This is a genomic window from Paraburkholderia panacisoli (assembly GCF_008369935.1).
Taxonomy (GTDB): domain Bacteria; phylum Pseudomonadota; class Gammaproteobacteria; order Burkholderiales; family Burkholderiaceae; genus Paraburkholderia; species Paraburkholderia panacisoli.
The window spans coordinates 96,724-123,206 of sequence record NZ_VTUZ01000016.1; the positions used below are offsets into that span (position 1 = coordinate 96,724).

General features: G+C 64.1%; 23 protein-coding genes. 11 read left to right on the forward strand and 12 right to left on the reverse strand.

The genetic code is table 11. The features are described 5' to 3' along the window. Positions 1 to 309 precede the first annotated feature (309 nt). Positions 310 to 603, forward strand: coding sequence for a BON domain-containing protein (locus tag FVF58_RS23665; protein WP_342802410.1), 294 nt, complete (start codon positions 310 to 312; stop codon positions 601 to 603). 162 nt (positions 604 to 765) lie between these two features. Here the strand turns inward: FVF58_RS23665 and FVF58_RS23670 are convergent, their stop codons facing one another. Next, positions 766 to 1,569, reverse strand: coding sequence for a hypothetical protein (locus FVF58_RS23670; RefSeq protein ID WP_149672259.1), 804 nt, complete (start codon positions 1,567 to 1,569; stop codon positions 766 to 768). A 463-nt stretch (positions 1,570 to 2,032) separates the two neighbouring features. Beyond that, positions 2,033 to 4,291 (reverse strand): beta-glucosidase family protein, encoded by a 2,259-nt coding sequence (locus tag FVF58_RS23675; protein WP_149672357.1) that lies wholly within the window; start codon positions 4,289 to 4,291, stop codon positions 2,033 to 2,035. A 402-nt stretch (positions 4,292 to 4,693) separates the two neighbouring features. On the opposite strand from FVF58_RS23675, the gene FVF58_RS23680 reads away from it, so the two are divergent. After that, positions 4,694 to 5,722 (forward strand): helix-turn-helix transcriptional regulator, encoded by a 1,029-nt coding sequence (locus FVF58_RS23680; protein WP_188130913.1) that lies wholly within the window; start codon positions 4,694 to 4,696, stop codon positions 5,720 to 5,722. A gap of 96 nt (positions 5,723 to 5,818) precedes the next feature. Here the strand turns inward: FVF58_RS23680 and FVF58_RS23685 are convergent, their stop codons facing one another. The 7 genes from FVF58_RS23685 to FVF58_RS23710 form a co-directional block, all read right to left on the reverse strand. Beyond that, on the reverse strand, positions 5,819 to 6,676 hold the full coding sequence (locus FVF58_RS23685) for a helix-turn-helix domain-containing protein (RefSeq protein WP_149672261.1): 858 nt from the start codon (positions 6,674 to 6,676) through the stop codon (positions 5,819 to 5,821). A gap of 125 nt (positions 6,677 to 6,801) precedes the next feature. Further along, a complete protein-coding gene (locus tag FVF58_RS23690; RefSeq protein ID WP_149672262.1) occupies positions 6,802 to 7,350 on the reverse strand; it encodes a carboxymuconolactone decarboxylase family protein in 549 nt (182 codons plus the stop codon). Between the two features lie 211 nt (positions 7,351 to 7,561). Continuing rightward, positions 7,562 to 8,782: a porin gene (locus FVF58_RS23695; protein WP_149672263.1), complete on the reverse strand. Its 1,221-nt coding sequence runs from the start codon at positions 8,780 to 8,782 to the stop codon at positions 7,562 to 7,564. A gap of 81 nt (positions 8,783 to 8,863) precedes the next feature. Then, the gene (locus tag FVF58_RS23700) at positions 8,864 to 9,406 is read right to left on the reverse strand and encodes a hypothetical protein (RefSeq protein ID WP_149672264.1); all 543 of its coding nucleotides are present in this window, start codon (positions 9,404 to 9,406) and stop codon (positions 8,864 to 8,866) included. An 89-nt stretch (positions 9,407 to 9,495) separates the two neighbouring features. Then, a complete protein-coding gene (locus tag FVF58_RS51575; protein WP_188130914.1) occupies positions 9,496 to 9,657 on the reverse strand; it encodes a hypothetical protein in 162 nt (53 codons plus the stop codon). Between the two features lie 107 nt (positions 9,658 to 9,764). Continuing rightward, on the reverse strand, positions 9,765 to 10,124 hold the full coding sequence (locus FVF58_RS23705; RefSeq protein ID WP_149672265.1) for a protocatechuate 3,4-dioxygenase: 360 nt from the start codon (positions 10,122 to 10,124) through the stop codon (positions 9,765 to 9,767). Beyond that, positions 10,121 to 10,966: a gallate dioxygenase gene (locus tag FVF58_RS23710; RefSeq protein ID WP_149672266.1), complete on the reverse strand. Its 846-nt coding sequence runs from the start codon at positions 10,964 to 10,966 to the stop codon at positions 10,121 to 10,123. The genes FVF58_RS23705 and FVF58_RS23710 overlap by 4 nt, the downstream gene beginning before the upstream one ends. 390 nt (positions 10,967 to 11,356) lie before the next feature. On the opposite strand from FVF58_RS23710, the gene FVF58_RS23715 reads away from it, so the two are divergent. Both FVF58_RS23715 and FVF58_RS23720 read left to right on the forward strand, forming a co-directional pair. Continuing rightward, positions 11,357 to 12,058, forward strand: a complete 702-nt coding sequence (locus tag FVF58_RS23715; RefSeq protein ID WP_149672267.1) for a GntR family transcriptional regulator — start codon at positions 11,357 to 11,359, stop codon at positions 12,056 to 12,058. After that, a complete protein-coding gene (locus tag FVF58_RS23720) occupies positions 12,055 to 13,362 on the forward strand; it encodes a LysR family transcriptional regulator (RefSeq protein ID WP_149672268.1) in 1,308 nt (435 codons plus the stop codon). The genes FVF58_RS23715 and FVF58_RS23720 overlap by 4 nt, the downstream gene beginning before the upstream one ends. Positions 13,363 to 13,390: 28 nt before the next feature. On the opposite strand, the gene FVF58_RS23725 is transcribed toward FVF58_RS23720, so the two are convergent. After that, a complete protein-coding gene (locus tag FVF58_RS23725) occupies positions 13,391 to 14,275 on the reverse strand; it encodes an NAD(P)-dependent oxidoreductase (RefSeq protein ID WP_149672269.1) in 885 nt (294 codons plus the stop codon). Between the two features lie 290 nt (positions 14,276 to 14,565). Here FVF58_RS23725 and FVF58_RS23730 point away from each other — a divergent pair, with 290 nt between their 5' ends. Both FVF58_RS23730 and FVF58_RS23735 read left to right on the forward strand, forming a co-directional pair. Then, on the forward strand, positions 14,566 to 15,234 hold the full coding sequence (locus FVF58_RS23730; RefSeq protein WP_149672270.1) for an O-methyltransferase: 669 nt from the start codon (positions 14,566 to 14,568) through the stop codon (positions 15,232 to 15,234). Positions 15,235 to 15,448: 214 nt separating this feature from the next. Beyond that, positions 15,449 to 16,045 carry a putative pterin-binding protein gene (locus tag FVF58_RS23735; RefSeq protein ID WP_149672271.1) on the forward strand — a complete coding sequence of 199 codons (597 nt, stop codon included), beginning with the start codon at positions 15,449 to 15,451 and terminating at the stop codon, positions 16,043 to 16,045. Here the strand turns inward: FVF58_RS23735 and FVF58_RS23740 are convergent. After that, the gene (locus FVF58_RS23740; protein ID WP_149672272.1) at positions 15,984 to 18,173 is read right to left on the reverse strand and encodes a tetratricopeptide repeat protein; all 2,190 of its coding nucleotides are present in this window, start codon (positions 18,171 to 18,173) and stop codon (positions 15,984 to 15,986) included. The two genes, FVF58_RS23735 and FVF58_RS23740, sit on opposite strands and share 62 nt — an antisense overlap. 190 nt (positions 18,174 to 18,363) lie before the next feature. On the opposite strand from FVF58_RS23740, the gene FVF58_RS23745 reads away from it, so the two are divergent. From FVF58_RS23745 to FVF58_RS23765, 5 genes are all read left to right on the forward strand, one after another. After that, positions 18,364 to 18,765 (forward strand): DUF2946 domain-containing protein, encoded by a 402-nt coding sequence (locus FVF58_RS23745; protein ID WP_149672273.1) that lies wholly within the window; start codon positions 18,364 to 18,366, stop codon positions 18,763 to 18,765. Between the two features lie 82 nt (positions 18,766 to 18,847). Continuing rightward, complete coding sequence (locus FVF58_RS23750) at positions 18,848 to 21,226, forward strand: TonB-dependent receptor (protein ID WP_149672274.1); 2,379 nt, start codon at positions 18,848 to 18,850, stop codon at positions 21,224 to 21,226. 67 nt (positions 21,227 to 21,293) lie between these two features. After that, a complete protein-coding gene (locus FVF58_RS23755; protein WP_149672275.1) occupies positions 21,294 to 22,811 on the forward strand; it encodes a PepSY-associated TM helix domain-containing protein in 1,518 nt (505 codons plus the stop codon). Positions 22,812 to 23,023: 212 nt separating this feature from the next. Beyond that, positions 23,024 to 23,818: a DeoR/GlpR family DNA-binding transcription regulator gene (locus FVF58_RS23760; RefSeq protein WP_149672276.1), complete on the forward strand. Its 795-nt coding sequence runs from the start codon at positions 23,024 to 23,026 to the stop codon at positions 23,816 to 23,818. Further along, on the forward strand, positions 23,815 to 24,981 hold the full coding sequence (locus tag FVF58_RS23765; protein ID WP_149672277.1) for an MFS transporter: 1,167 nt from the start codon (positions 23,815 to 23,817) through the stop codon (positions 24,979 to 24,981). The genes FVF58_RS23760 and FVF58_RS23765 overlap by 4 nt, the downstream gene beginning before the upstream one ends. A 57-nt stretch (positions 24,982 to 25,038) precedes the next feature. Here FVF58_RS23765 and FVF58_RS23770 read toward each other — a convergent pair whose 3' ends face one another. Next, positions 25,039 to 25,905, reverse strand: a complete 867-nt coding sequence (locus FVF58_RS23770; RefSeq protein ID WP_149672278.1) for a sterol desaturase family protein — start codon at positions 25,903 to 25,905, stop codon at positions 25,039 to 25,041. Positions 25,906 to 26,483 lie beyond the last annotated feature (578 nt).

Genomic DNA, 26,483 nt, shown 5'->3' on the forward strand with positions numbered 1-26,483 from the left:
CGCACCCGTCTGGGCTCGTCTATCCCGCGCCTCCGCGACAAACAACGGCGACGCGGCAAAGCCGCGAAGCTCCCGTTGATGCCGCCATCGCGGCATATAATCACTGCGGCGATCGAATACGCTTCTCGAGGCGGCATCGTGTTTCGTTGCCTCGCCCCGCTGGCACCACGCAGCTTGAACGGCAAAGCCCGGAAACCCGGCAAAGGAGGAACAGTGAAGACAAACGGCGCGAGAAGAATGATCGGCGCGATGGCCGCCGTGGCCATCGCGATTTGCGCGACCTACGCTGATGCGCAGACCGCCGGTGGCATGCAGAACGATGCCGCTACGCAAAGCCCGCAAGTCGCGGCGTCGTCATCGTCGTCCCGAGCGAGATCGGACAGCCAGTTGGTCCGTGACGTTCGCCGTGCGTTCACACGTACAACGGGGCTGAATTCGTCGGCTATTCATGTGCAGGCGCGCCACGGCGTCGTGACGCTGACCGGCCGCGTGCCTCAGCGTTCGCAGATCCAGCGGGCTGGAAATGCCGCAAGGTCGGTCCGAGGAGTCAGGTCGGTATCGAACAGGCTGACGGTGCAGACGAGGCGCAGCAGCGGCGCTTGATCCCCAGCACGCCGCCACGATTCGATTCATGACCCGGCGGCATCGCTTCACGAGAAGCGATGCCGCCGGGCTCATTAACAATCCGCCAACTGTTTTCCGTGTTTTCCGGGCGGCGCCCTCCCTGCCGACGCCGCATCTTGAGTTCAGCAAGCAGGCAACGCGTTACCGCCACATGCGATAGCTGACCACCGGCGCCCGGTATGCATACACGCGCGGCGCACCCCAATAGACCGGCGGCCGATACATCTGATAGGCGACCGGCGGCGCAACGGGCTGCATCACGGTTTCCACCACCGGCATCTCTTCGTACTGCTGCTGTGCGTAGACCGGGACATATTGCACGGGCGGCGGCGGCGCGTATTCCTGCCGCACATAAACCGGCTGACTTTCGGCATAGATCGGCTGCGGCTGCGCCTGCGCATACTCGGGCATCGGCTGATACTGCATCGGCATGGCCGGCGCGTACTGCGGCTCCTGATAAGCCTGCCGATACTGGACCTGCTGCACCTGCTGCGGCGGCGGTTGCGGCACCTGACGCGCCTGCGCTACCTGGCGCTGCGCGTACTGGCGAGGTTGCGGCGGGATGGTCGTGTACTTCGAGTTGTCGTCTTCAGGGACGCCGGCTGGCAACGGCGGCACATCCACCCGGGCAACCTGCGTATTCGTGGGTTGACGTTGGCCGTGGTTGTGCGAGTCGATCATCGCGTCATAACCCGCCTGATCTTCCTTGCCGCGATTGATATAGCCGTTGCGATACGCGCGGGCCACGTCCGACATCTTCGCCTTCGGGTCTTCTTTCATGCCGTCGGCATTGACCTGATACTCGTCCGGACTGAGCGAGCCGGCCGGCGCTTCGTCCGCGGCATACGCGGCTTCGGGGCCATCGGCCCATGCGAGGCCGCACTGCAGCGTAAGCATCGACGCGACCGTCGTCACCCCGCGCCCTAACAGCGTTTTTATTCTCATGATCCACCTCGCGGCCGATAAGAATTTTGAAAGCCTAAGATCGCTTGCTCGCTGGCCCCGTGCGGCTATTGGCTGTGCCCCGTGCAATTGTTATTTTCTAGCACATTCTTTTGGAGTGGGCATAATTTTTTCTGCAGATATGCGCGGCGTGGCGCATTACCGGGTAGGGAGTATGCGGCGTGAGTTGTTGTGGCGAAGAAAGTGTGGTCGTTGGCGCGGTGGTTGGTCGTTGGCCGGAGTTGTCCGGTTGCGAAGTCTGGACACCTGGTCGGGCTTCTTCGTCGAGATCGCCACGAAGCGCACCCATTCGTGAACACGGGGTACGGCAGTCAACATCCGTACCCCGCTTGCAGGCGTCTCAGCCCAGCGCGCCGGGCTTGAACCGCTTGAACCGCTTGAACCGCCCAGATCGCTCGAGCCACTCACGCCACTCGAGCGACCCATGGCGGCCGCAACGGTGCGGTCAATGCCCTGCGATCGTCACCGATGCGCTCAACGCGTTCGGGTCGCGTGAGGACGCCCCAGCGATCAACTGATAGGCACCATTGTTCAGCTTCCACGCATGCGCGGTGGCATCCCATGTCGACAGCAGCTTCGGCGCAATCGATACGCTGACTTGCTGAGACTGCCCCGGTTGCAGCGCGACCTTTTGCCAACCGACCAGTCGTTTGGGCGGCTCGCCCAGACCGGCCGGCAGCGCGGCATAGACCTCGGCGATTTCCGAGCCGGCACGCGAGCCGGTATTCCTGACGCTAAAGGTCACGGTCACATTGCCGCTGCCATCGGCATGTGCATTGAGTCCCGAGTAGCTATAGCTCGTGTAGGACAAGCCATGTCCGAACGGAAACAACGGCGCGATCTGCTTGCCGTCGTACCACCGATAGCCCATCAGCAGCCCTTCGCTGTAGGTGACGGCGGTATCGGTCGCCGAGATCGTCTGCTGCGGAAGGTCCGAGTCCTGTACCGGGAACGTGATCGGCAATTTGCCGGACGGGTTCACGTCACCGAACAGCAGATCGGCAATCGCCTGTCCGCCCTGAACGCCCGGATACCACGATTCGAGCACGCCGTGCACGTTGCCGAGCCATGGCATCAGGACCGGGCTGCCGTTTTCGAGCACGACGATCACGCGTTTGGCTTGCGCTGCCACCGCCGTAATCAGCGCGTTCTGATCGTAGCTCTGGTTAAAGGTGTCGGTCGTGTTGCTCGGCAGGCTCAGGCTCGGCAGGTCCGCACCCTCGGTTTCCCATTGCGTTGCAAAGACGATCGCCACGTCCGCCTTGGCGGCGGCGGTTGCCGCAGCCGCCGGGTTCGTGCCGTCGAGGAACGTCACGGTCGCGTTGGGGGCCTTGGCTTCGATCGCCGCCAGGGGGGCCGACTTGTACCACGTCGCGCAGGTGCTCAGCAAAGGAGACGCCGACACGCAACCGGATACCGCATTGCCCGCGGCGGCCGGCACGGCGCCGGAGCCGCCGCCCGAGAGCACGCCGGCGTCGGCATGCCCGCCGATCACGACAATCGACGAGAGCCGCGCCGCGTTCAGCGGCAGCACAGGTTGCGTATCGCCGCCTGCCACGGCGTTCTTGAGCAGCACCGACGATTGCTGCGCGACCTGCAGCGCAAGCGCATTGCCTGCGCTCTGATCGACGGCTCCGCCAGGTGTCGGCGGCGCATCGAACACGCCCCACCGGATCATCGTGCGAAGCTTGCGCTCAACCATGTCATTCAGCCGCGCCATCGGCACGCTGCCCGCGTTGACGGCGTCCGCCAGCTTCGAGTTGAAGTACGAGGTGAGCGTAAAGCCCGGAATCGACGCTCCTCCGCTCACATCACCGGGCTCTTCTTCATCCAGACCGGCCAGCGCCGCTGCGACCGTACTGTGGGTGGCGGTCCAGTCGGACTGGACCACGCCCTTGAACCCCCACTCGTTCTTGAGGACCGTGGTCAGCAGATACGGGTTCTCGCACGCATAGACGCCGTTCACGAGGTTGTACGAGCACATCACGCTGCCGGGCAAACCTTGGGTGACGCCGAGTTCGAAGGCCAGCAGTTCAGTCTCGCGCATCGTGCGTTCGTCGACGACCGAGTTGCTCGTCATCCGGTTCGTTTCCTGATCGTTCATCGCGTAGTGCTTGATGGTCGCGATGACCTTTTGCGCCTGCGTACCGATCGTGCGCGCGGCGCTCATCGTGCCGGTCAGGACCGGGTCTTCGCCCATATATTCGAAGGTGCGGCCATTGCGCGGCTCGCGCGCAAGATTGACGCCGCCGCCCAGGCCCTCGCCATAACCCAGTACGCGCAGCTCGGTAGCGATGCGCGCGCCGTAGGCATTGGCCAGAGCGGGGTCCCAGCTTGCGGCGAGCGCCACCGGCGCGGGCAAGGCCGTCGCATTCGAATTGACGACATTGACGCCGCCGGCCGAGTCGGCCATCGCAATGCCCGGAATGCCGAGCCGCGAAATGCCGGGGATATAGCCGGCCCCGGCGACACCGGCCGGATACGGGCCGCCGAGTCCTGCGTTGGGTATGCCCACGCCGTGAACGAGCTGGACCTTTTCGGCGGTCGTCATCTGCGCGACGAGGGCGGCGGCACGCGAATTGGCGCTCGCATCGGCATCGACCGGTGCGGGGCTGGAACTGATCTCGCTGCCATTGCCGCAGGCGGCGACTACCAGTGCGACGCCGCATGCGATCGCGGTTCCGGCAAAGGGAATCGTCAGCATCCTTCTCATCATCTCGCTCCGTTTGATCGTTGTTTGTAATGTGATTCGTATTGGCTGGCGTAATCCCGCGAGCATGCAAACGGGATGGCCTGCCGACAGCGGCGTGGGACGTTCCGCTTGCGGCCAAACCCGAGTGCCGGGGTCGATGATCCGATGGCGACGCCGCACGTCGCGCCGGCGCATCGAAGCCGGTCGTTGCACGGACACCGTGTGGGCGTAGTGATGACCCGGATATCGAGGCCCTACCGACGCGCGACATGTCCTGTTACGCTTCGCGGTGACCGTAACGAGCCGTAAGAAATTCTAGGGATGCGCCGAAAACGCGCTTGACCGATGGGTGCAGCGATTGACCGATGGCGAGTCAGGAAAACCCGCAGACAGGGCTCAATCAGAGGAGGCATTGTGAATCTGCGCCAGAAATCCGTTTCCGGTCGTATCTATCGGCTGATGCTCGACGCAGCGGAACGCCAGGGTTTCGATCGAGCAAAAATAACCCGCGATATCGGCATCGACGAGGCCGATATCGCTGCATCGGATGCGCGAGTCTCTGGCGACAAGCACGTCGTGATGCTCAAGCTTGCGGAAACCTGCATGTCGCGCGGCAGTCCGCCTGAGGGCGAGGTGTTGCACTGTCTGCTTTCTTTTCCGGAGCTGGCGGGCGTTGTCTGCAATAGCCCGACGCTGCGCGATGCATTGCGCAACTATGTCGAGTACCGCGACCTGATCGGCAACGTCGACTGGCTCGTCATGCACGAGCAAGGCGACGAAGTCGCATTCGAGTATGTGCTGGAGGGGGAAGGCCGAAATGCGTCGAGCGCGCTGGGCAATTTCGCGTTGATCGCGAGCGTCGCGCGGCTTTACGATGCGCGACTGCGCGTGCGTGACGCGGGCATCACCGATGCACGGATGAGTACGGTCCCGGCATTGAGCGATGCATTGAGCGGGAAGGTTCAACTCGATCAGGCGCGCAATCGGATGGTGTTGCAGTCAAGCGCATTGGATCGCGCGTTCGAGGTCTACAATGCGCCGCTCTCGAAGATCCACGTCCATGCCGCGCATGACATGCTGCAGCGGATTCGCGAGCAGGGACGATTTTCGCCCACGGTCGAGCGTTGTCTGCGCGATGTGCTTCGCGATCAGGTGGATGCGATCGAGCCGAAAAGCCTCCAGGCGCTCGTCTGCGAACGGCTCGCGCTCACGCGCTGGACGTTGCAGCGCAAGCTCGCGGCCGAACGGAAGACGTTCAGCGATGTGTTGACGCAAACGCGTATCGACGAAGCGAGGACGCTGCTCGCACACACGCCGATGTCGATCAGCGAGATCAGCGAACGCGTCGGGTTTGCGTCGACGACGGCGTTCACGCGATTCTTTACGCGTGCGTGCGGCGCGCCGCCTGCGCGTTACCGGGGACGGCAACGGGCCTCGGGCTGATGAAACGTAGTGACCAGTCAGAGCGGACAACGGACAACGCGCGGCGCGGCATCTACCCACCAGATGCGGCCGCTCTGGATCGCTCAACGCGCCAATTCAACCCTGCTGCGAAAGCGCATCAAGCATCTCCACATGCCGCGCTTCCGTTTCATCGTCCGCAGGGAACATGCATTCGATACGCAACTCCTGCGCCGCGACGCTTTGCGGCGTACCCACGGTCGCGACCATCGAAAAATAGTTCAGCACGTGACCGTCCTTGACGAAGCCGATGGGGATGACCGGCATCGCTGCAGCCGCGCCCGCATCGGCGCTGGGCAAATGGCCGGCATGCGCATCGGCGGGCACATCGGGATACGCGCGTAACGCCGCAAGCAAGTCGCGCGTCGTAGCGTCGATTACACGGCCCACCGACTCGCGATAAACGCGCTGAACCAGACTATCCGCAACGCTTTTCCAATCGGCAACGAAGGGCCGCATCCCATCCGGATCGAAGATCAGATGCAGCATGTTGCGCGGCCCCTTGCGCGCCGCCATATCGATGAAACAATTGAAAAACCTCGGCGCAGACTCATTCGTCATCAACACGTTCCAGTAGCGGTCCATGACCAGTGCCGGAAACGGCTCATGTTGGCGCAGCATTCGCGCGAGCGCTTTCGTGACGCTCTGCATTTCCTGTGCATTCCATGCGGCGTCGGCGTACATCGGCGCGTAGCCCGCGGCCAGCAGCAGCGTGTTGCGTTCACGCAGAGGGATGTCGAGCGTCTGCGCGAGATCCATCAACATTTGACGGCTCGGCACGCTGCGTCCGCTTTCGATAAAACTGATATGACGCTGCGAGACGCCGGCATTGAACGACAGGTCCAACTGGCTGATGCCGCGCATATCTCGCCAGTGACGCAACAATGGGCCGAGGTCGTTCGGCGGCGTTTTCTTGACTGGATTCGCAGGGTTCATCGTTTTCTTGTCCGCAAGTCGGCATGCACACAGAGCCTGGTGATCGGCGGACTTTGCACGATCACCGGACTCGGTGAGTCAGCATACTCCCTGCCGCCGGCCGATCCTGATTGGAAAGAAAAGCCTCAGGCACTCCAGGCGTGCACCTGAAACTGCGGCTCCAAGGGCGGCTGCGCGATATTGCCGACGTAGTTCGTAATCGTCGACGCAGCTGCGACGGCAAGCACTTCGAACACCTGGTCGCGCCGGAAACCGGCTTCGAGAAACGCGTTCACGTCGCGCTCGTCGAGATGGCCACGCTTTTCGATCGACGTTTTCGTCAGCATCGATAGCGCCGCATGTTGGCGCTGCTCGGGAGCCCTACCCGCGCGAATCGCGTCGACGTCGGCGGGTTCAAGCCCTTCGTTCAGCGCCAACGCTGTGTGAAACGCGACCGCCCATGAACACGCGTTGGTCACTGCGTTCGTCAGCAGCAGGGTCTGGATTTGTGCTTCCGTGAAAGTGCCTGCATGGACCTTCTGGAACAGACTCAGGAAAGCGTCGATCAGAACGGGCGATGCAGCCATGACTCCCGCAATATTGGGGATGAAGCCGAAGGTCTGCTGAAGTTGCCGCAATACCGGTTTGGATTGGTCCGGCGCGGAGTCGGTGGCGTAAATCTGGAATGTCGACATGATGTGTCCTCGATAGTGAGCGCGGCTCGAGATGAACTGCGCGACAACCGAAGACTAGGCGCGGCGAAGAGGCTCGCCAATTACCTCCCATGTAATAGGTTTGAATCGATCGAGCCGTGCTCTCCTCGATGAAGCCGGCACCCACGCAGATGACACCAACAAAAAAGCCGGGCTCGAAGAACCCGGCTTCACTCACTACACGAAACTCAAATCAGAAGCGGTGAATGATACCCACGCCAAACGCGAACTGGCTGCCCGAAGAAGACGGCGTCGTGTTGTAGCCGTCGCCGAGCGTCGCCGTAGCGTCGATGATCTGCCCTGCGCCATTGGTGCCGAGCGTCTTGCCCTTCGCCTTCTGATAAGCCTGCAGCGCATACAACCCCGTGCGCTTGGACAGCGAGTAGTACTCGGAGAGGTTGAACTGGTGGTACTGCGCGTTGTCGTCGATACCGTTCGCGCGCGTCGCGCGGGTGTAGCTGTAGCCCGCGCCGAGGTCCAACGCCGTGGCCGGCTTCCAGTGCAGCACGAGGCCGCCCGTGTTGAAGATCGCCGTGTCGTGGAACTTCGAACCCGTGCCCGGAATGTACTGCACGTTCGAATACGTCGCCGTCACGTCCCATGCGCTGTTGAATGTGTAGCCGCCGCCCACCGCGAAGCGCTGTTGCGCCTGTGCGGTCTGATAGCCGTTGGTCAGCGCGGACACGCCGATCTGCGCGCCGCCGTTCGTGGTGGTCGAATCCGCGCCCCACGTGCCGCCGCCGAGGGTCGAGTTGTTGATCCGCGAGAAGCCGACCGCGAAGCCGACCGGACCCAGCGCATACTGCGCGCCGGTCGCCCACGTCGAGCCGCGGTTGAAGCTGCCCGGCACGCCGCCCAGCGAATACGAGCCGCTGACCGTCAGACCGAAGAGTTTCGGCGACGTGTACTCCAGCGTGTTGTTCGTACGGTAAATCGTATCGAGGCCGTCGATATCGCCCGGGTGCGCGCCGTAATAGCCGGTGAGCCAGGTCGTCGGGCTATAGGGCGAGAGCATCTGGTAATACGACGCGTACTGGCGGCCCGCCGTCAACGTACCGTAGGTCGCGTTGGTCACGCCGACCCAGGCCTGGCGGCCGAACATCGCATTGGTGTATTGCTGCGCGCCGGTGGCCGAATTGAAGCCGGATTCGAGCTGGAAGATCGCCTTCGTGCCGCCGCCCAGATCCTCCGCACCCTTCAGGCCGAAGCGGCTGCCCGCCCACACGCCGGGGGTCATCTTGACCGCCGATTTGCCGCCGCTGGTCGCGCCGAGCGACGCCTGGTTGTTGGTGTAGGACAGGCCGTTATCGACGATGCCGTACAGCGTCACGCTGCTTTGAGCGAAAGCAGGCAAGGCGGCAGCCATCGCTGCGCCGAACAACACCGCGTCGACTCGTCTGATACTTTTAATCATTCTTAGGATCTCCAGGTTTTACGTCTCGTTGAAATACTTTTTCTTCTGCGCCACACCCCGCGGTGCGCCGAACCCTTTGCGTTAGTACCGCTGGGGATGCAACAGCCGTTTGACGGTCAAAGCCAGCGGCACGGTAAAAAAGATGTGCGACATGAAGCCGCCGATAATCACTGCCGGGTCGTAGTAGTTCGGGTGGTTGTCCGACGCGATCATGATCGCCACGTGCATGACGATCCACGCGATCACCGCGTAGAACAACGCGATCAGCGTCGCCTCATAACCGCGTCGGCGAAAGTAAGGCCAGATTGCCGCGAACAGCACCCCCCACGCCGCCGCGAACACGAAGTGAATGCCAGTGCCCACGACGTACGCCCAAATGCCGAGCGACTCCTGCACGTGCTTGCCAAACACGAGACCGGTCGCGTTGCGCGGAATGCCGGCGAGCGGCATCAGATGCTGCGCGCCGACCCACACCAGCGCCTCGTAAATCCAGATCACCACCGCGCCGACCAGTCCGCCGATCACCCCGGCGCGCAAGGTCGCCTTGCAGCCGGGCGACTCGGAATCCATCGATCTCAAACTCTTGCCGAGTTCCGTTCCGCTCATGCCGAAATTGCCGCTCATGTCTGCTCTCCTCGAAACACACTTCTCATACGACAGGGCGCACGCGGCAAGCGGTCACGCGAACTCGCGTGACTTTGCCGCGCGCGGATTCAGGATTCAGTCAGCGGGCTGACCTCGAAACGCGGCGCGCTGCGTGGCAGCGGCGTTTCTTCGAAAGCGCGAATGGGAGAACACAAAGCAAAGACGAGCCGCCGGCAACGCGGCGCCCGGCGCGCGTCGATGAACGACTCGAGAAGGTGTGCGAACGTCATGCGTGTCTCCGAGAAAATATTTTCCCGCCCCGGATTTCGATCGAATCCGGGGTCTTGTTGGTATCGAAGTGAAAACCCGCCGGGCGGCCCGGCGGGGTCGAACGCGCTTACACCGCGTCAGGCACCCTGCGTGTCTTCAGGAACGCTTCGAGCGTTTCGCCGCGCATGCTGGCGTACATGCCGAGGTTCGTGATCTTCACCACGCGAGCGAATTTTTCGAGCACGAAGAAGCACACGCCATAGCGGATCAGGCCGATCCAGTCGGTGTTGTCGACCAGCGTGCGCTCTTGCGGCGTGAGCCGGGCCGCGTCATACGCGGCGCTGCGGTTTTCCAGCCACAGCTGGCGCGCCGGCGCTTCGCGCATCTGCCAGAAGAAGCGGTTCAGGCGCATCGCCTTCATGCTCTGGCGAATGTCGAACGGATACGTGCCGGTCAGTTCTTCGACGCCGATCAGTTGCGGATTCATTGCGCCACCTCGTCTTCATAGATCGTCACGGCCATCGCGGTGCTGGTCGCGAGGTAGTAGTTGCGATGCAGTTCGCGGACCTTCGGACCGAGTGCGCCGCGCATCGCGAGCCACATGATCGTCTCGACGCTTTCCGCGCCGCCCAGGCGCACGTAGTCGACATGCTTCATCGCCGCGAGACGCTGCGGGTCGTTGACGATCAGGTCGAGGAACTCCATGTCCCACTCGGTGTTGTTAAAGCCGCTGCGCTCGCCGTGCACCTGGTGCGAGAGGCCGCCCGTGCCGACCACCACCACGTCCAGATCCTGCTCGAACGATTCGATCGCGCGACGCAGCGCCTGGCCGAGCCGGTAGCAGCGGTTCGCGGTGGGCAGCGGGTACTGCAGCACGTTGACTTCCAGCGGCACCAGCGACATCGGCCAGCCGCCGTCGTGCGGCAACATCAGCGAGAGCGGCGAATTGCAGCCGTGGTCGAGCGGCCGGTCCTGGAAGATCGTCAGATCGAACTCGTCGGCGACCATCTGCTCGGCGATGTGAATCGCCAGATCGGGATGGCCGGCGATGTCCGGCAACGGACGCTTGCCCGCGCCTTCATCCGCGAATTCATGGCTGGCCGACACGCCCAGCGCGAAGGTCGGATAGCAGTCGAAGAAGAAGCTGTTGGCGTGATCGTTGTAGAACATCACCATCACGTCGGGCTTGCGGTCCGCGAGCCATTTCGCAACCGGCTCGTAGCCTTTGAAGAGGGGCGCCCACGCGGGATCGTTCTGCTTGCCCTTGTCGTACGCCATGCCGATAGTGGGCACATGCGAGGTGCCGATGCCGCCAATGATCCTTGCCATATTCGTAGTCTTCCGTTACTTCGTGCCGCGCGCCAATCGGATAGGTCGTCGTGAACAGCGACATAGCCAGCGCGACCATCTTGGGATACAAAGATAGGAATTGTGCCGTCGGACAGGAAGTGCGGGTAAACCTCAGTCGACCGTAGGGTAATGGGCTGAAACGGCGTCCATCGCCGCTGCGCGGGGTGCGGCACAGCGCTGCAAGCCGCCTGGCGTATGGCTCCGTCGGTATCCCGAGCCGCCTTCGCGTGCTTTGGCCGCGCCCCGCTGCCGTCAGATGGCGATAAACAAAACAGATGACCCGGAAAAGAAGTCGCAAGCAGCGTTTGAAGGCGTGGTGCGGCGCTGCGCGCATGGCTATACTTCGGTCCTCCGGACGAGTACATGACGATGAACGAGACGACCCAGCAGGCCATTGTTCAGACATTGCGCGAGAAGATCCTGGCCGGCGAGCTATCGCCCGGCCAGCGTCTCGTGGAAGCCCAACTCGCGCAATGGCTCGGCGTGTCGCGCACGCCGCTGCGTTATGCGCTGAGCGTGCTGTCGTCGGAAGGCTTGCTGGACCGCTCCGGGGGGCGTGGCTATGTGGTGCGCCGCTTCAGCGTGCGTGACGTGCTGAACGCGATCGACGTGCGCGGCGTGCTCGAAGGACTCGCGGCGCGCTCGGTCGCCGAATGCGGCGTGGGCGCGGCGCTGGCCGCGGCGCTCGACGATTGCCTGCGCGAAGGCGACGACATCTTCAACCAGCGGCAACTGCAACCCGGCGACGATGTACGCTATGCGCAGATGAACGGCCGCTTTCACGCGCTGATCGTCGACGCCGCGCAGAACGTGGCGGTCTCGGCCGCGTTGAGCCTGAACGACAAGATCCCGTTCGTGTCGCCCTTCACGATCGCCTTCGACGAAGCCGCGCGCGAGCGCCAGTTCATGATGCTGATGTACGCGCATCGCCAGCATCACGCGATTGCGGATGCGCTGAAAAAAGGCGAAGGCGCGCGCGTGGAAGCGTTGATGAAGGAACACACGCACATCTCGAAGGAAAGCCTGAACCTGTCGCTGCCGTCGCTGCATCTGATCGCGGGTGCCGCATGACGAGCGACAACACATCTCTCGCCAGCAACGCGGCGCCTGTCAAAGCGCCGTCGTCCGTCAACAGCAAGGACCTGCTCAACCTCGCGCAACTGCGCGCGTTCCGCCTCGTCGCCGAGATGGGCAGCGCGACGCGCGCCGCGGCCGCGCTGTTTCGCGCGCAATCGGCGGTCACGCGATCGGTGCAGGAACTGGAGTCGGCGCTCGGCGAGCCGCTGTTCGACCGCGGCCCGTCGGGCATGCTGCCGACGCCGGTCGGGCGCGCGGTGCTGCATCGTTGCGAGCGGATTTTCGCGGAACTGGAAGAGGTCGCGCAGTGGTGCGCCGCGCGCCAGGCGCGCCGCCGGCCGTCAGCGGAAGGCGCATTGCCCGCCTATCTGCTGAACACACGGCGACTGCAACTGTTCGCGGCACTCGCGCGGCACCGGCATATGCCGAGCGCGGCGAAGACTTTCGGCATCAGCCAGCCCGCGGTGAGTACCGCGATTCGCGTGCTGGAAAGCGGCTCGGGCTTAAGCCTCTTTCACCGCAGCCCGCGCGGGATTCTGCTCACCACTGAAGGCGAAACGTTTCTGCTGCACGTGCGCCGTGCATTGAACGAATTGCGGCACGTGCCCGACGATATCGCCGCGTTGCACGGCAAGATTCAAGGTCTCGTGACGGTCGGCGCATTGCCGCTCGGGCGCACGCTGATCCTGCCCAAAGCGATTGCGCGCATGAGCTCGGAGAATCCGGGCGTGCGCGTGGTCACTGACGAAAGCTCCTACGAGACGCTGGTGGCGGGCCTGCGCGCCGGCGACATCGACTTCATCCTCGGTGCGCTGCGCGACAACGACGCGTCGAGCGGCCTGAAGAACGAGCGCCTGATGTCGGAAGACATGGTGGTGCTGGTGCGCCGCGATCATCCGCTGACCCGCGAGCAGAGCCTCACCATCATGGGCTTGCGCGACGCGCAGTGGATTCTGCCGCGCAGCAACTCGCCGGCGCGCGGGCTGTTCGAAGCGCAATTCAAGCGGATGAAAGTCAAGCCGCCGCTGCCCACGGTCGAGACCGCCGACCTCGCGGTGATACGCGGCCTGCTGCTGGGCACCGACATGCTGGCGGCGCTGTCGGCGCAGCAATTGCATCACGAGGTTCGCTCCGGGCAACTGGTGGTGCTCGACGTGCAACTGCACAACACGCGGCGCGACATCGGCCTGACCGTGCGCGCGGCGGGCACGCCGTCGCCGGCCGCGCGTGCGTTGATCGACGCGATCCGGCTGTCGGTGGTCGACGTGACGCGCACCGTCACCATCAGTTCGACATGAGCGCCGCGCACGACGGCGCCCAGCGCATCTAGTCCGGCAGCTCGTCGAAGAAAGCGCGCCAGTCGAACGGCGTGGGCAGCGCGCCGTAGTCGATGCCGCCCGCCTGCATCGCATCCACGATGCCGTCCTGCAAACGCGCGCACGCATCGCTCATGAACGGCGTGATACCGGCCTCCTGCAGCGTCTGCGAAACTTCGCGCATTTCCGCCGCGCGCCGGCGTCCATGTTCGGCGACGCGGCTGACCAGATAGCCGGGCACGTCGGCGTCATCGCGCATTTTGCCGAACGTCTGCGCGAGCGAGGCCAGCACGATCGACTCCGCATCGTAGTGCCGCGCGGCGCGCAGACATTCCACGGTCAACGCTTCGATGCCCTTGATCATCACGCTGCGGCACATCTTGGCGGCCGATGCCACACCGACCTTCTCCGACACCGCTCGCGCATCGAAGCCCAACGCGTTGAGCATGGGCGCGAGGCGGGCGGCGTCAGCGCCGCCCAGCAGCATCGGCACCGCGAGACCATAGGGCGGCACGGGCGCCATCACGGCAGCCTCGACGTAGCGCGCGCCCGCGCCTTCGATGCAAGCCTGCGCGTGCTGTTTGGTGTGCGGCGAGACCGAGTTGATATCGAGGACCACCTGCTGCGTCTCGATGCAGCGAGCGACCTCTTGCGCCACGTCGAGATCGGCTTGCGCGGTCACCGCCGAGACGACGACTTGCGCGCCGTGGAGCGCGCTTTGCAATGTGTCGGCGACACGAACGCCCGCGGCCAGCGCCCTGTCGCGAAGAACATCGCGCCGCAGATCGAACATCGACACCTGCACGCCTTTCGCGGCAAGCGCCGCGCCGAGTATCCCGCCGGCCTCGCCGAAGCCGATGAAAGCGATCGAGGCGATGCGAGTCGGCCCGCTCATCGCCGCGCTTCCCGCGGAGAAGAGGAGATGCCGGTTGCGCCGTCAAAGCGCCGCAAGGTCGTGCGGAACGTCGCGCCGTGTGTCATTTCAAGCCACCCGTTTTTGCTGTGTGCCAGCCACTATTGTAGGATTTGGACGTGTTCTGGGAACACTTAAAGCAGCGTGCAATGCCATCGCATTTGCTTATCGGCCAAATACTGCAGCGCGAGCATGCACTGCGGATCAATGCCCATTGCGCTTTTCTGCTACAAACATACAAGCACCTCCAAATCGACAAGCAGGGTGAGACGATGACTCAGAAACAATGGGACGCGATGGACGAATTTCTGACGAGCCGGTTGCTGGCGCCCGATGCCGTGCTCGATGCAGTGCTGGACGCGAGTGCCGCGGCCGGTCTGCCGCCGATCAACGTGGCGCCTAACCAGGGCAAGCTGCTGCACCTGCTGGCGAAGCTGCGCGGCGCGCGGCGCATTCTCGAAGTCGGCACGCTGGGCGGCTACAACACGATCTGGCTGGCGCGCGCGCTGCCGACCGGCGGCCGCCTGATCTCGCTCGAAATGAATCCGGACAACGCGGCGGTGGCGCGGGCCAACGTCGAGCGAGCAGGTTTGTCGGGCATCGTCTCGATTGTGATGGGCGCTGCCGCGCAAACACTCGCGAAGTTCGTCACCGATGGCGTCGAACCTTTCGACATGATTTTTCTCGACGCCGACAAGAAGAACTATCCGGATTATCTGCGCCTGTCGCTGCAACTCAGCCAACCCGGCACGCTGATCGTGGGCGACAACGTGATTCGTGGAGGCCGCATCGCGGATCAGAAAAGCACCGATCCCGACGTCGTCGGCTTGCATGAATATTTCAGGCTGCTTGCGACGAATCCGCAACTCGACTCGACTGCCGTGCAAACGGTCGGCATCAAAGGATGGGATGGGTTTTCCATGTCGATCGTGTCGGCCTAGCGCGAACGATTCGATCGCACGACTTCGTCACCGACCTGCGAAGACGCGCAGGCATTGCGACAGGCAGATGACACGGCACGCGCAAAGAAGATATGGAATCCTTGCCATATATAAAGCGTGGCCGCGACACAAACGGTGGCATTGCTCCGACAATATAGGGCGCGCTGGCGTGGCCGACCACGCCGCCCCTTAATGACGCCCGGAGCATATGCAAATGAATAAACGCCAATTCCTGACTCGCGCGGCGGTATTGAGCGCAACGGCCGCGCCCGCGTTCGGCGCGAAGCGCGTGCACAGCGAAAGCTGCGCGAGCGCGCCGGTGATCCTGACGATCTCCGGCGCGATCAAGCGCCACAATCGCGGCGCGCTCGATCCGGCATTCGACCAGTTGCTCGCCAAGCATCAGGTGAAGTTCTCGCAGGCATATGGCGTCGATCTGTCATTGCTCGCCGGCATGAAGGCCGTGACGATCAAGCCCACCATCGAATACGACTCGCGCCAGCACACGTTCAGCGGCCCGTTGCTCACCGACGTGCTCGACCACGTCGGCGCGCCAGGTGCGGGCAGCACGCAAGTCCTGCTGCACGCGGTCGACGGCTATGCGGTGATGACGACACTCGACACAGTGCGCGCGTATCGCTTCATCGTCGCCACGCAGATGGACGGCAAGCCGCTGCCGCTCGGCGGCTTGGGGCTCTTATGGGCGATCTTCGATGCGGACAATATCCCGCAGCTGTCGGCCAAGCCTCTCAAGGAGCGCTTCGATCTGTCTCCGTGGGGGCTATACCATATGCAGGTGAGCGAAGCATAGCGGCGCCGAACCGCTCGACGCACGCCTGCCTCACCCGCTCGACCGACGCCGCCCAGTCCTCACCCGGCGCGCGGCGAAACAGGCGCAGCGTGTGCGGATACCACGGTGAATCGTCGCGCTCGTGCATCCAGCGCCAGTCCACATCTCTCTCAGGCAGCATCACCCAGCATGGCTTGCCGAGCGATGCGGCCAGATGCGCGATGGACGTATCCACGCAAATCACCAGATCGAGTTGCGCGATGATCGCGGCGCTGTCCGCGAAATCCGTCACCTTTGTACCGAGATCGAGCAGGGGTTGAGCGGCGGGCGGATTGTGCGCATCGTCTTCGCCCTGCCCTTTTTGCAGACTCACAAAACCCAGACCCGGTACGCTCCAGAGCGGCGCGAGCGTCGCCAGCGAAGCCATCGAGCGGTTCGCGTCGTTATGGTGTTTCGCGTTGCCCTTCCACACCAGACCGATCTTGCGGCCGGGCGGCAGCGCGTTCAACGCCGGCCGCCATTGCTCGACGAGTGCGGGCTCGAGCGTGAGCTGCACCGCGCGCGGAATCGTATCGATGGTAGTGTGCAGATACAGCGGCGCGCTCAACAGACTCGTCCAGCAGTCGTAATCCGAAGCGCGCGCCTGCGCGCTGGTGTGATCGAGCACGGCATCGACGCCGTCCACCCGGGCCATCAGCCGATGCAGCGCCGGCGCGCACGCGAAGGCGATATGCGCGACCCCTTGCGCTTTCAGCAACGCGAAGTAGCGGCTGAATTGAAGCATGTCGCCGAGGCCGTCTTCCTGCCAGACCAGCAGCGACTTGCCGACGAGCGGACCGCCCAGCCACTGCGGACAACCGAGCATGGCGCGGGTCCTGCGATGGACGAACGCGGGCTGCTCGTAGCGGCACTCGTACAGCGCCCAGCCCTCCTCGAAGCGGCCCATGCCGAGCAGCAGTCCGGCCAGGCCGAAGCGCGCGTCGCCGTAATCGGCGCGCAATGCGAGCGCCCGGCGGTACGCGCTTTCTGCCTCGGGCAAGCGCCTGAGCTGTGCGAACGCGCTGCCGAGATTGGAATGCGCTTCGGCCATCTCGGGACACACGTCGAGCGCGTGTTGAAACGCATCGAGCGCTTCGGGGAAACGGTCGAGCACGCGGAGTACGCAGCCGAGGTTGTTATGCGCGTGCGCAATCCCGGGCTGGCAACGAATCGCTTCACGATAGGCCTGCTCGGCGTCGTCGAAACGCTCCTGCCCGAACAGCGCGATGCCGAGGTTGTAGTGCGCCTCGGCGTAGTCGGGGCGGCACGCGATCGCTTCGCGGTAAGCCGCTTCGGCTTCCGGCAGACGCGCGAGGTCCACCAGCACCGCGCCCAGGTTCAGATGGGCCTCCGCATAGTCGGGCCGTACGGTCAGCGCAAGGCGGAAGGCCAGTTCGGCTTCCGTCAGCCGTTGAACCGCCCTGAGTACTCCGCCGAGGTTATTCAGCGCTTCCGGATACTGCGGGCGCAGGGTCAACGCTTGACGGTACGCCGCGTCGGCCTCCTCGATACGGCCGAGCGCCACCAGCACGTTGCCGAGGTTGTTGTGCACCTCGGGGTGGTTTTGCAGTACGGGCAGCGCCCGGCGAAAAGCGGCTTCGGCTTCATGCGGGCGGCGCAGATCGCACAGCAGGATGCCGTGGTTGTAGTGCGCTTCCGCATAGTCGGAGCGCAGCGTCACCGCCTGGCGATACGACGCCTCGGCTTCGTCCTTGTAGCCGAGTCCGTAGAGCACGTTGCCGAGATGGTGATGAGCGGCGGCGTGATCGGGCCGCAGCGCGACCAGTTGCCGATACATCGCCTTCGCCGCGGACAGGCGCCCGAGCGACTGGAACAGCGAGCCAAGGCTGCCGTACACGTCGGCGTAGTCGGGCTTGACGCGCAGACAGTGGCGCCAATGGCTTTCGGCATCGGTCATGTTGCGCAGCGCGAAACAACACGCGCCGGCGATATTCAGCGAGTCGGCCCGCGCGTCGTTCGGCAGCGTGGCGTCGTCGAGCCACGGCGTCACCATCGTCAATGCCTCGCCGAACTGTCCGGCCGAACATAACGCGACAGCCCGCTGGTTGAGGTCGGCTATCGGAGAGGCAAGCGTTTGCGTGAGCGTCATGAGTCCTGGCGAGTGGGGTCGGCGCCGTCGGTGCGATCGGCATTTCACCACGCAGCTTAAGGGATTCAAGGTGGTTCCAACGCGGAGAAATGAGCGGCTTTTAGCCGTCTAATCCACCGCTATAACCGGCATCACGCGAGAAAAGATCGTGCGGCAATGTTAGAATCGCCCCGCCTTTATCCCGACCATCATGACGCTACGATCCCGCAACCGCATGACCGCATGGCTTGGCCTGTTCGCCATGTGGCTCGTCGTGTTCGCGCCGCTCGCGAGTCAGATGCTGATGTCGAGCCGCGCGCACGAGCCCATTGCCGCGCTCTGTTCGGCACTGCAGCCGTCCGGCGCGAGCGAGGCGGGTCTCGTCGCGCACGCCGCTGCGGAGCCGGTGCATCTAAGCCACGACGATGCATTCGGCGCGTGCGGCTACTGTCATCTGCTCCAACATCACGTCGCGATGCCGACGATCGCCGCCGTCGAGCCGCCTGCCGCTCTCGCGCTCGCCGGCACCGCGCCGCCCGCGCTCTCCACCCGCTTCACGCCACTCGGCGCGTTCCCGTCTGGACGCCCCAGAGCCCCACCTGTCGTTTCCTGATCGCTGCCGGTCCTGATCGCGCATTCGTCGCACCCGTCGAGGGGGCGCGCGATCGCCTGTTCAATGCATCAAGGAAACGTTCATGTTCAACTTCGCCCTGCGAAGGCTGCCCTTTTGCGTCCGCCGTGACGCTCGCGGCGTCCCGTTTCGACGGCTAGCCCAGCCGCTTTTTCCAGCGTATTGGCCCGCGCTGATTCCGGCGTTCGTGCCGGCCTTCGTCTCGTCGCCCGCCCACGCCGACAACTCGGCCACCGACGCCACGCTGCCCGCGGTGAGCGTCACCGCAAGCGCGAGCGCCTCGCCGCGCGCCGTCGATCCGAACCTGCCTGCGTCCGTCGAAACCGTCACCCGCGAGCAGTTCGACAACTGGAACGTCGTCAACACCGAGGACGTGCTGAAGTACATGCCGAACCTCGCGGTGCGCAAGCGCTTCATCGGCGATCTGAATTCGCTTATCGCCGTGCGCGGCACCAGCAACTCGCAAAGCGCGCGCGGTCTGGTGTATGCAGACGGCCTGCTGCTTTCCAACCTGCTCGGCAACAGCTTTACGTTTGCGCCGCGCTGGTCGATGGTCTATCCCGATGAGATCGAGCAGGTCGATGTGATCTACGGGCCGTTTTCCGCGCTGTATCCGGGCAACTCGCTCGGCGCGACGGTGCTCATCAGCACGCGCATGCCGAAGCAATTCGAAGCCAACGCGGACGTCAAGGCGTTCACTCAGCACTTCAGCCTGTACGGCGTGAACCGGAATTTCAACGGCAGCGAAATGAGCGCGTCGATCGGCGACCGGGTCGGCAAGTTCTCGTATCTGCTCGGCGCGAACCATCTGGAGAACACCAGCCAGCCGCTGCAATTCGCCACGCTCGCGCAATCTCGCACGCCCGCGAAACCCGGCGACACGCCCGTGACCGGCGCGTATTTCTACAACAACCAGACCAATACGCCGACCGCCGTACTGGGTGTGAACGGCGAAGGCATCGAGCACACGGTGCAGGACCAGCTCAAGCTGAAGATGCAGTACGACTTCACGCCGACGCTGCAGGCGGGCTTCACGCTCGGCTACTGGCACCAGACCTACGACAGTCAGACATCGAGCTTCCTGCGCGATGCGAACGGCAACGCCGTATACAGCGGCACGGTGTCGATCGGCGGCTACCGGTACACGATTCCCGCTGCCGCGTTCGCGCCGAGTCTCGGCCACAGCGAGAACTGGCTATACGGCGTGTCGCTGAAAACGCGCAACGCCACCGGCTGGAACGGCGAAGCGATTGCCTCGTACTACGACATCGGCAATAGCGTGGCGCGCACGGCAATTGCAGGCGCGCCGGGCAATGGTCCGGGCACGGTCATCTTCGGCGACGGCACCGGCTGGAAAACGTTCGATCTGCGCAGCACCTACACGCCTGCGACCACGCAAGCCGGTCTCGCGAATCACGCACTGAGCTTCGGCTATCACTACGACAACTACTTTCTCGACAACCAGAGCTACAACACGCTGAACTGGCGCGACGGTGACGCGGCCTCGTTTGCCAACGCGTTCGTCGGCAAGACGCAGACCCAGGCGCTGTACGCGCAGGACGCATGGCGTTTTCTGCCGCGCTGGAAGCTCGTCTACGGCGTGCGCTATGAAGACTGGCAAGCCTATGACGGATCGCAGTCGCTGCCCGGCCAGACCATTGCGTTCAGCGATGCGAGCCAGCGTCACTTCTCGCCGAAAGCCTCGCTGTCGTTCGACGTGAGCGACGATCTGACCTTGCGCGCTTCCATCGGCCGGGCGTACCGCTTTCCGACCGTCAGCGAATTGTTCCAGGGGCAAATCAACGGCTCGTCGATCGTCAACAACAATCCGAACCTAAAACCCGAGGACGATCTGTCGAAAGAACTGAGCGCGGAATGGGCGCACTGGAACGGCGTGTTCCGCTTCTCGCTGTTTCAGGACGACGTGAAGAACACGATCTTCAGCCAGACCGACACGACCGTGATTCCCAACGTGACGAACTTCCAGAACATCGGCAAGGTCCGCTCGCGCGGCGTCGAAACGAGCTACTCGGGACAGGACGTGCTGGTGCGCGGACTGGACCTTCTGGCGAGCGTGGCTTACACGCAGTCGAAGATCATCGCCAACGCGCAGAACCCGGCTACGGTCGGCAAGTACTTTTATCGGATTCCGCTGTGGCGCGCGGATGTCGCGGCGACCTATCACTTCGACGAACGCTCGGCGCTCACGCTTGCCGCGCGCTATTCGGGGCGTCAGTACAACACCCTCACCAATACCGACACCAATCCGGATGTATTCGGCGGCACCAGTTCGTACACGGTGGCGGACGCGAAGTTCACCTTCAGGCCGACGAAGCTCAGCGAAGTAGGCATCGGCGTCGACAACCTGTTCGACGCGCGCTACTTCGTCTATCACCCGTATCCGGGCCGCACGTTCTTTGTCGAAGCGAAGCTGCGCATCTGAGTACGCGACATGAGTGATTCACGCACCCGCAAACCGATCGACCCATTTCCGCCCGAACGAGGATTCCATGTCCACCACCACCACCGCTGAACGCATCGGCTCTGCAACCGGCACGACGAACCCAGGCTATCGGACGCTCTGGCGATGGCACTTTTACGCCGGCCTGTTCGTGATGCCGTTTCTGGTTGTGCTCGCGATCACCGGCACGCTGTATTGCTTCCAGCCGCAAATCGAACCGCTGCTTTATCGTCAGCGCCTCGTCGTCGAATCGCAGGCGACACCCCGGCTGCCCGAGAACGCGCTGCTTGCGAGGGCGCGCGCGGCGATGCCGCCTGGCTCTGCAGCGGTGACCGCGACCATCACGAACGATCCGCGACGCAGCGCCGAATTCATCTTCCGTCTCGCCGACGGCGAAAAACAGAGCGTCTATCTGAACCCGTACAACGGCGACGTGCTGGGCACGCTCAGTGTCGAGCGCCGCTTCATGCAGGTGGACCGGATGCTTCACCGCAAGCTGCTGCTCGGCAAACCGGGCGAGCTGCTGATGGAGTTGGCCGCCTGCTGGACACTGGTGATGATCGGCACCGGCATCGCACTCTGGTGGCCGCATGAGAAAACCAGCGCACGCGGCGCGCTACTGCCGCGCTTCGCGCTGAAGGGGCGCGCGCTGTGGAAGAACCTGCACGCGGTAATGGGCATCTGGCTCGCGCTCGGCGCACTCGCGTTCGTATTGACGGGCCTGCCCTGGTCGGGTTCGTGGGGCAAGCAGTTCAAAGCGCTCGCGAGCGCCGCAAATCTCGGCGCGCCGCCGGGCGCCTGGGGCGGCTTGCCGTTGCACTCCGCGCGGCCGGCTGCGCGCGACGAGCGGGACTCGACAGTCGAGACGCATGTCGCGAACCCCACCCAGCAAGCGCACGATGAACATAGCGCCCATTCGGCGCAAGTGGACTCGATGCCCGGCATGGTGATGGACGATCTGCCCCTTCCGCTCACACCATGGGCGGTCGGCAATTCGCGCGTGCCCTCTTCCAATGCGGACTCTGCCGCCGCGGACGCGCCGCAACCGGTGCCGCTCGGACGCATCGTCGCGATCACGGCATTGCTAGGCGTGACGGACGACTACAGCATCGTGCTGCCAACCTCGGCGACCGGCGTCTACACGGTGTCGTACTTTCCTGGCAATCCGAAAGATGAGCGCACGCTATACATCGACCAATACAGTGGTGCGGTGCTGAAGGACATCCGTTACGCCGACTACGGCGCGGTGTCGAAGGCGGTGTCGTACGGCACGTCGCTGCATATGGGCCGCTATTTCGGCGTCGCCAACCAGATTCTCTGCGCGGCGATTTCGCTCGGCCTCGCCGCGATGGCCGTGACCGGATGTGTGATGTGGTGGAAGCGGCGGCCGCAGCGCTCGCTCGGCGTACCGTCGCGCGAACGCGCCGCGCCGCCGATGCGCGGCTGGGGAACCGGCCTCGTCCTGCTCGGCATCGTGTTTCCGTTGATGGGCGCGACGCTCGTCGCGGTATGGGTCGTCGACCGGGTGTTTTTTGGGCGGACCATGCGGCGGCTGAATAGCGTCTAGTCGTCACACGGGCAAAGCAGGCACGGAGGCGCGCGGCGCGGCAAGCTGATCAGGCTCGCGCACCGCCCGCCCAGCACTCGTGCGCCGCAGCTATGTGGGACTTCAATTGTCAGGAGATTTCGCACCGTTGTAACGCAAATTGCAATCTCTGCACGTTTACGCTATATTTTGCTCGTTTATGATCGATTAACAGCCGACGGCAAGGTGGCCCCATGCAGCGAACGCGAGAAGACGCGATGAACGGACTATTGCCCGAGCAGCGCGAGCAGGTGATTCTGGAGCGGCTACGCACGCACGGGCGCGTACTGGCGGCGGCGCTGGCCGCCGAACTGCAGACCTCGGAGCACACGGTGCGCCGCCATCTGCGCGATCTGGCCGAACAGGGGCACTGCAAGCGCGTGTACGGCGGCGCCCTGCTGATCTCGCCCGCCGACAAGCCCGCCGCGGTCCGCATGAGCGAAGCCGTGGATCGCAAGGCGTGCCTCGCCGACGCCGCGGCTTCGATCGTCCGCCCAAAGCAGGTGATTCTGCTGGACGCCGGTTCGACCAACGCCGCCATCGCGGCCGCGCTGCCGGACAACGCGGACCTGACCGTCGTGACGAATTCGCCCGACGCATGCACCCGCCTGCTGAATCGGCCCGGCTTTGACGTGATTCTGATCGGCGGGCGCATCGCGCGAGGTGCGGCGGGCTCGCTCGGCGCGACCGCTCTGCTGCAAATCCAGCAAATCCGTGCCGATCTGTGCTTCCTCGGCGCCTGTGCGTTCGACCCTGACGAAGGCGTCGCCGCATTCGACGTCGAAGATGCCGAACTCAAACGGGCCATGGTGAAAGCAAGCGGTCAGATCGCGATCGCACTGACTTCGGAAAAGCTGATGACCGCCGCGCCCTTCGCGGTTGCGCCCGCATCGGCCGTCGACTATCTGTTCGTCGAAGCCGATGTGCCGGCCGCGCGGCTCGCGAGTCTCGAAGCGGTCTGCGACAACGTGATGGTGGCGCGCTCATGACCACGCTTGCCACTTCTCACATCAAGCCGCTGAACGAGCGCATCGCGACCGTCGGCGTGTTTCTCGCGAACGGCTTCGGCATCGGCGCGTGGGCAGTCGAAGTGCCGCGCATCAAGGAAAGCCTGGCGCTCAACGACACCTCGCTCGGCCTCGCGCTGTTCGCCTTTGCGCTGGGCGCGATCGTCGCGATGCCGCTCGCGGGGCAACTCGCGCCACGCTTCGGCAGCGGCCGCGCGACCGCGCTGCTCGGCGCGGCGTTCGTCATCACGCTGCCGCTGCCCGCATTCGCGCCCAACCTGGTCACGCTTTGCATCGTGCTGCTCGCGCTTGGCGCGGCGAACGGCGCGCTGGACGTGTCGATGAACGGTCACGCCAGCACCATCGAAACGCAGTGGCGCGCGCCGATCATGTCGTCGTTCCATGCGGCCTGGAGCGCGGGTGGACTGCTCGGCGCGGCCACCGGGGCGATGCTGCTCAAAAGCGGCGTCGGCGTGAGCGGCGGCCTGCTGGCGCCGACCGGGTTCATCGCAGTCCTGATCGTCTGCGCCGCGTTGCTGGCATTGCGCGACCTCGGCCCGCGCGCGGCCCCTGCGTCGAGCGGCTTCGCGTGGCCCAGCGGCGGCGTGATGAAACTCGCGCTGCTCGCGTTCCTCTGCATGCTGGTGGAAGGCGCGGTGGCCGACTGGAGCGCGGTGTACTTGCGCTCGACGCTGAACCAGGAGGCCAGTGTTGCCGCGATCGGCTATTCCGCGTTCGCGTTCTCGATGGCCGCGTGCCGCATCGTCGGCGATGTGTCCGTGCGCCGCTTCGGTTCGAGCCGGGTCGTCGCGCTCGGCGGTCTGATCGCGATGGCCGGGCTCGCCCTGGTGCTCAGCATGCCGACGGTGCTCACCGCGTGCGTGGGCTTTGCGATGGTCGGCGTCGGCCTCGCGAATATCGTCCCGGTGATTTTCAGCGCGGCGGGCCGCTCGACTGTCACGCCCGCGATCGGTGTGTCGATGGCGGCTACTGCGGGTTATGCCGGATTCCTGGTTGGGCCGCCGTTGATCGGTCTCGGCGCTGGCCTGCTCGGCTTGCGCGTTGCGCTGTGCGTGCTCGTGATGGCTGCGTTGATTGTGTGCGTGCTGGGCGGCAAGGCAGTGCGCAGCGCGCGGCTCGCGTAGAGCGGCGCCGCTTGCCGCGCGTCAACTCCAACTGGGCCTGCCCGCAGCCAGCGGTGTTTACTTCGTCTCTTTGTCCAGCAGCGCGGCGGGCTCGCGACTGAGCGCCGCCGCGCGTCCTGCATGCAGGTCCAACGGCCAGCTGATGACGCCGAGCAGCGAGTGCGGCTGTGCTCCACCGTCGAGCCCCGTTGCCGGCCACTCGTGCTTCGCCGGCACCCACAACGTGCCGAACAGGTGATCCCACAGCGGCAGCAGTTGCGTGAAGTTGTGGTCGAGATGTTCGGCGCGGATCGAATGATGCAGGCGGTGATATTGCGGATTATTGACCCACGTGACGAAGCGGCCCAGGTCCACGCGCAGATTCAGATGCGCGAAGTAGTTGCCGAACATGAACACGAAGGAAGTCAGCCCGACGATCCACGGCTCGACCTTGAACAGCACGCCCACCAGCGGATAAAGCAGACAGCCTTTGATCAGAACTTCGAACCAGTGATGCCGCAGCGTCACGGTGACATTGAAGTCGACCGCGCTGTGGTGCAGCGAATGCAGCTTCCACAGTACGGGCCAGGTATGCTGCAGACGGTGAAACGCGTATTCGAGCAGGTCGATGGTGAGCAGCACGATCACGAACGACGCCAGCGCGCCCCATCCGCGCGACACCAGCACGACCATGCCGCCGCCGAGCGCGTTTACGATGGCGACGCTGGCCGCGGCCGTCAGCGGCTTCACCGCTTCCACGAGCGCCAGATACAAGGCGGCATAGGCCATGTTCAGACGCTGCGCCGAGCGCGATTGCAACAATGCGGCCGGCCAGCGGCGCTCCAGCGTCGCACCCACGGCCATCATCACCAGCACGAGCGCGTACGCCTGGAGCCAAAGACTCGCGTGGTGCAGCAGGCCGGCAAACGGGCTTGACGCAAACATGTGATTCCCCGGGGATACGGTGCATCGAGAGCCGCTGGCCTTGCGCTGCGCACGGTTGCGGGCAACCTCACGGGAAGCGCCGGAACGCTCTACGTCAGCAGGGCAACAGGCGCGTTAATGCGATCTTCGCAGTCCGCTGGGCCGCGCGCAAGCGTCGTGTGGCGCGCGGTTCGTCGATATGGACACCCGGCGAAGCAGCGCCCAGGCCCCTCTATGGACTCGAAAAAAGTGGCGAGGTCGCCGCTTCACGTCGTCACGATCACGGGCGGTCGATACCTCGAGTACTGACCGCCCCTGTCGCTGTTTTATCGACATCCGTTTTATGTTGACCCCGCCGCACCTCGCAAACGCGTTGACCTCCCCGAACGCTATCCGCGAGACGGTACTGCCGCCGGAATTTGTTCACTACTTGTGCTGGTCCGTTGCCGGCTGCAACGTGTTTTTGTTTTGTGAGTCTCATAACGCAACGGCCATGCCATGAGGCCTCAAAGCCTTGCCCGACAACGACGTTCGGTTCAACGCGCGGTCTGGAGCCCACTCAACGGCACTCGATGAATCGTAGTTGAGACGCTGCCGTG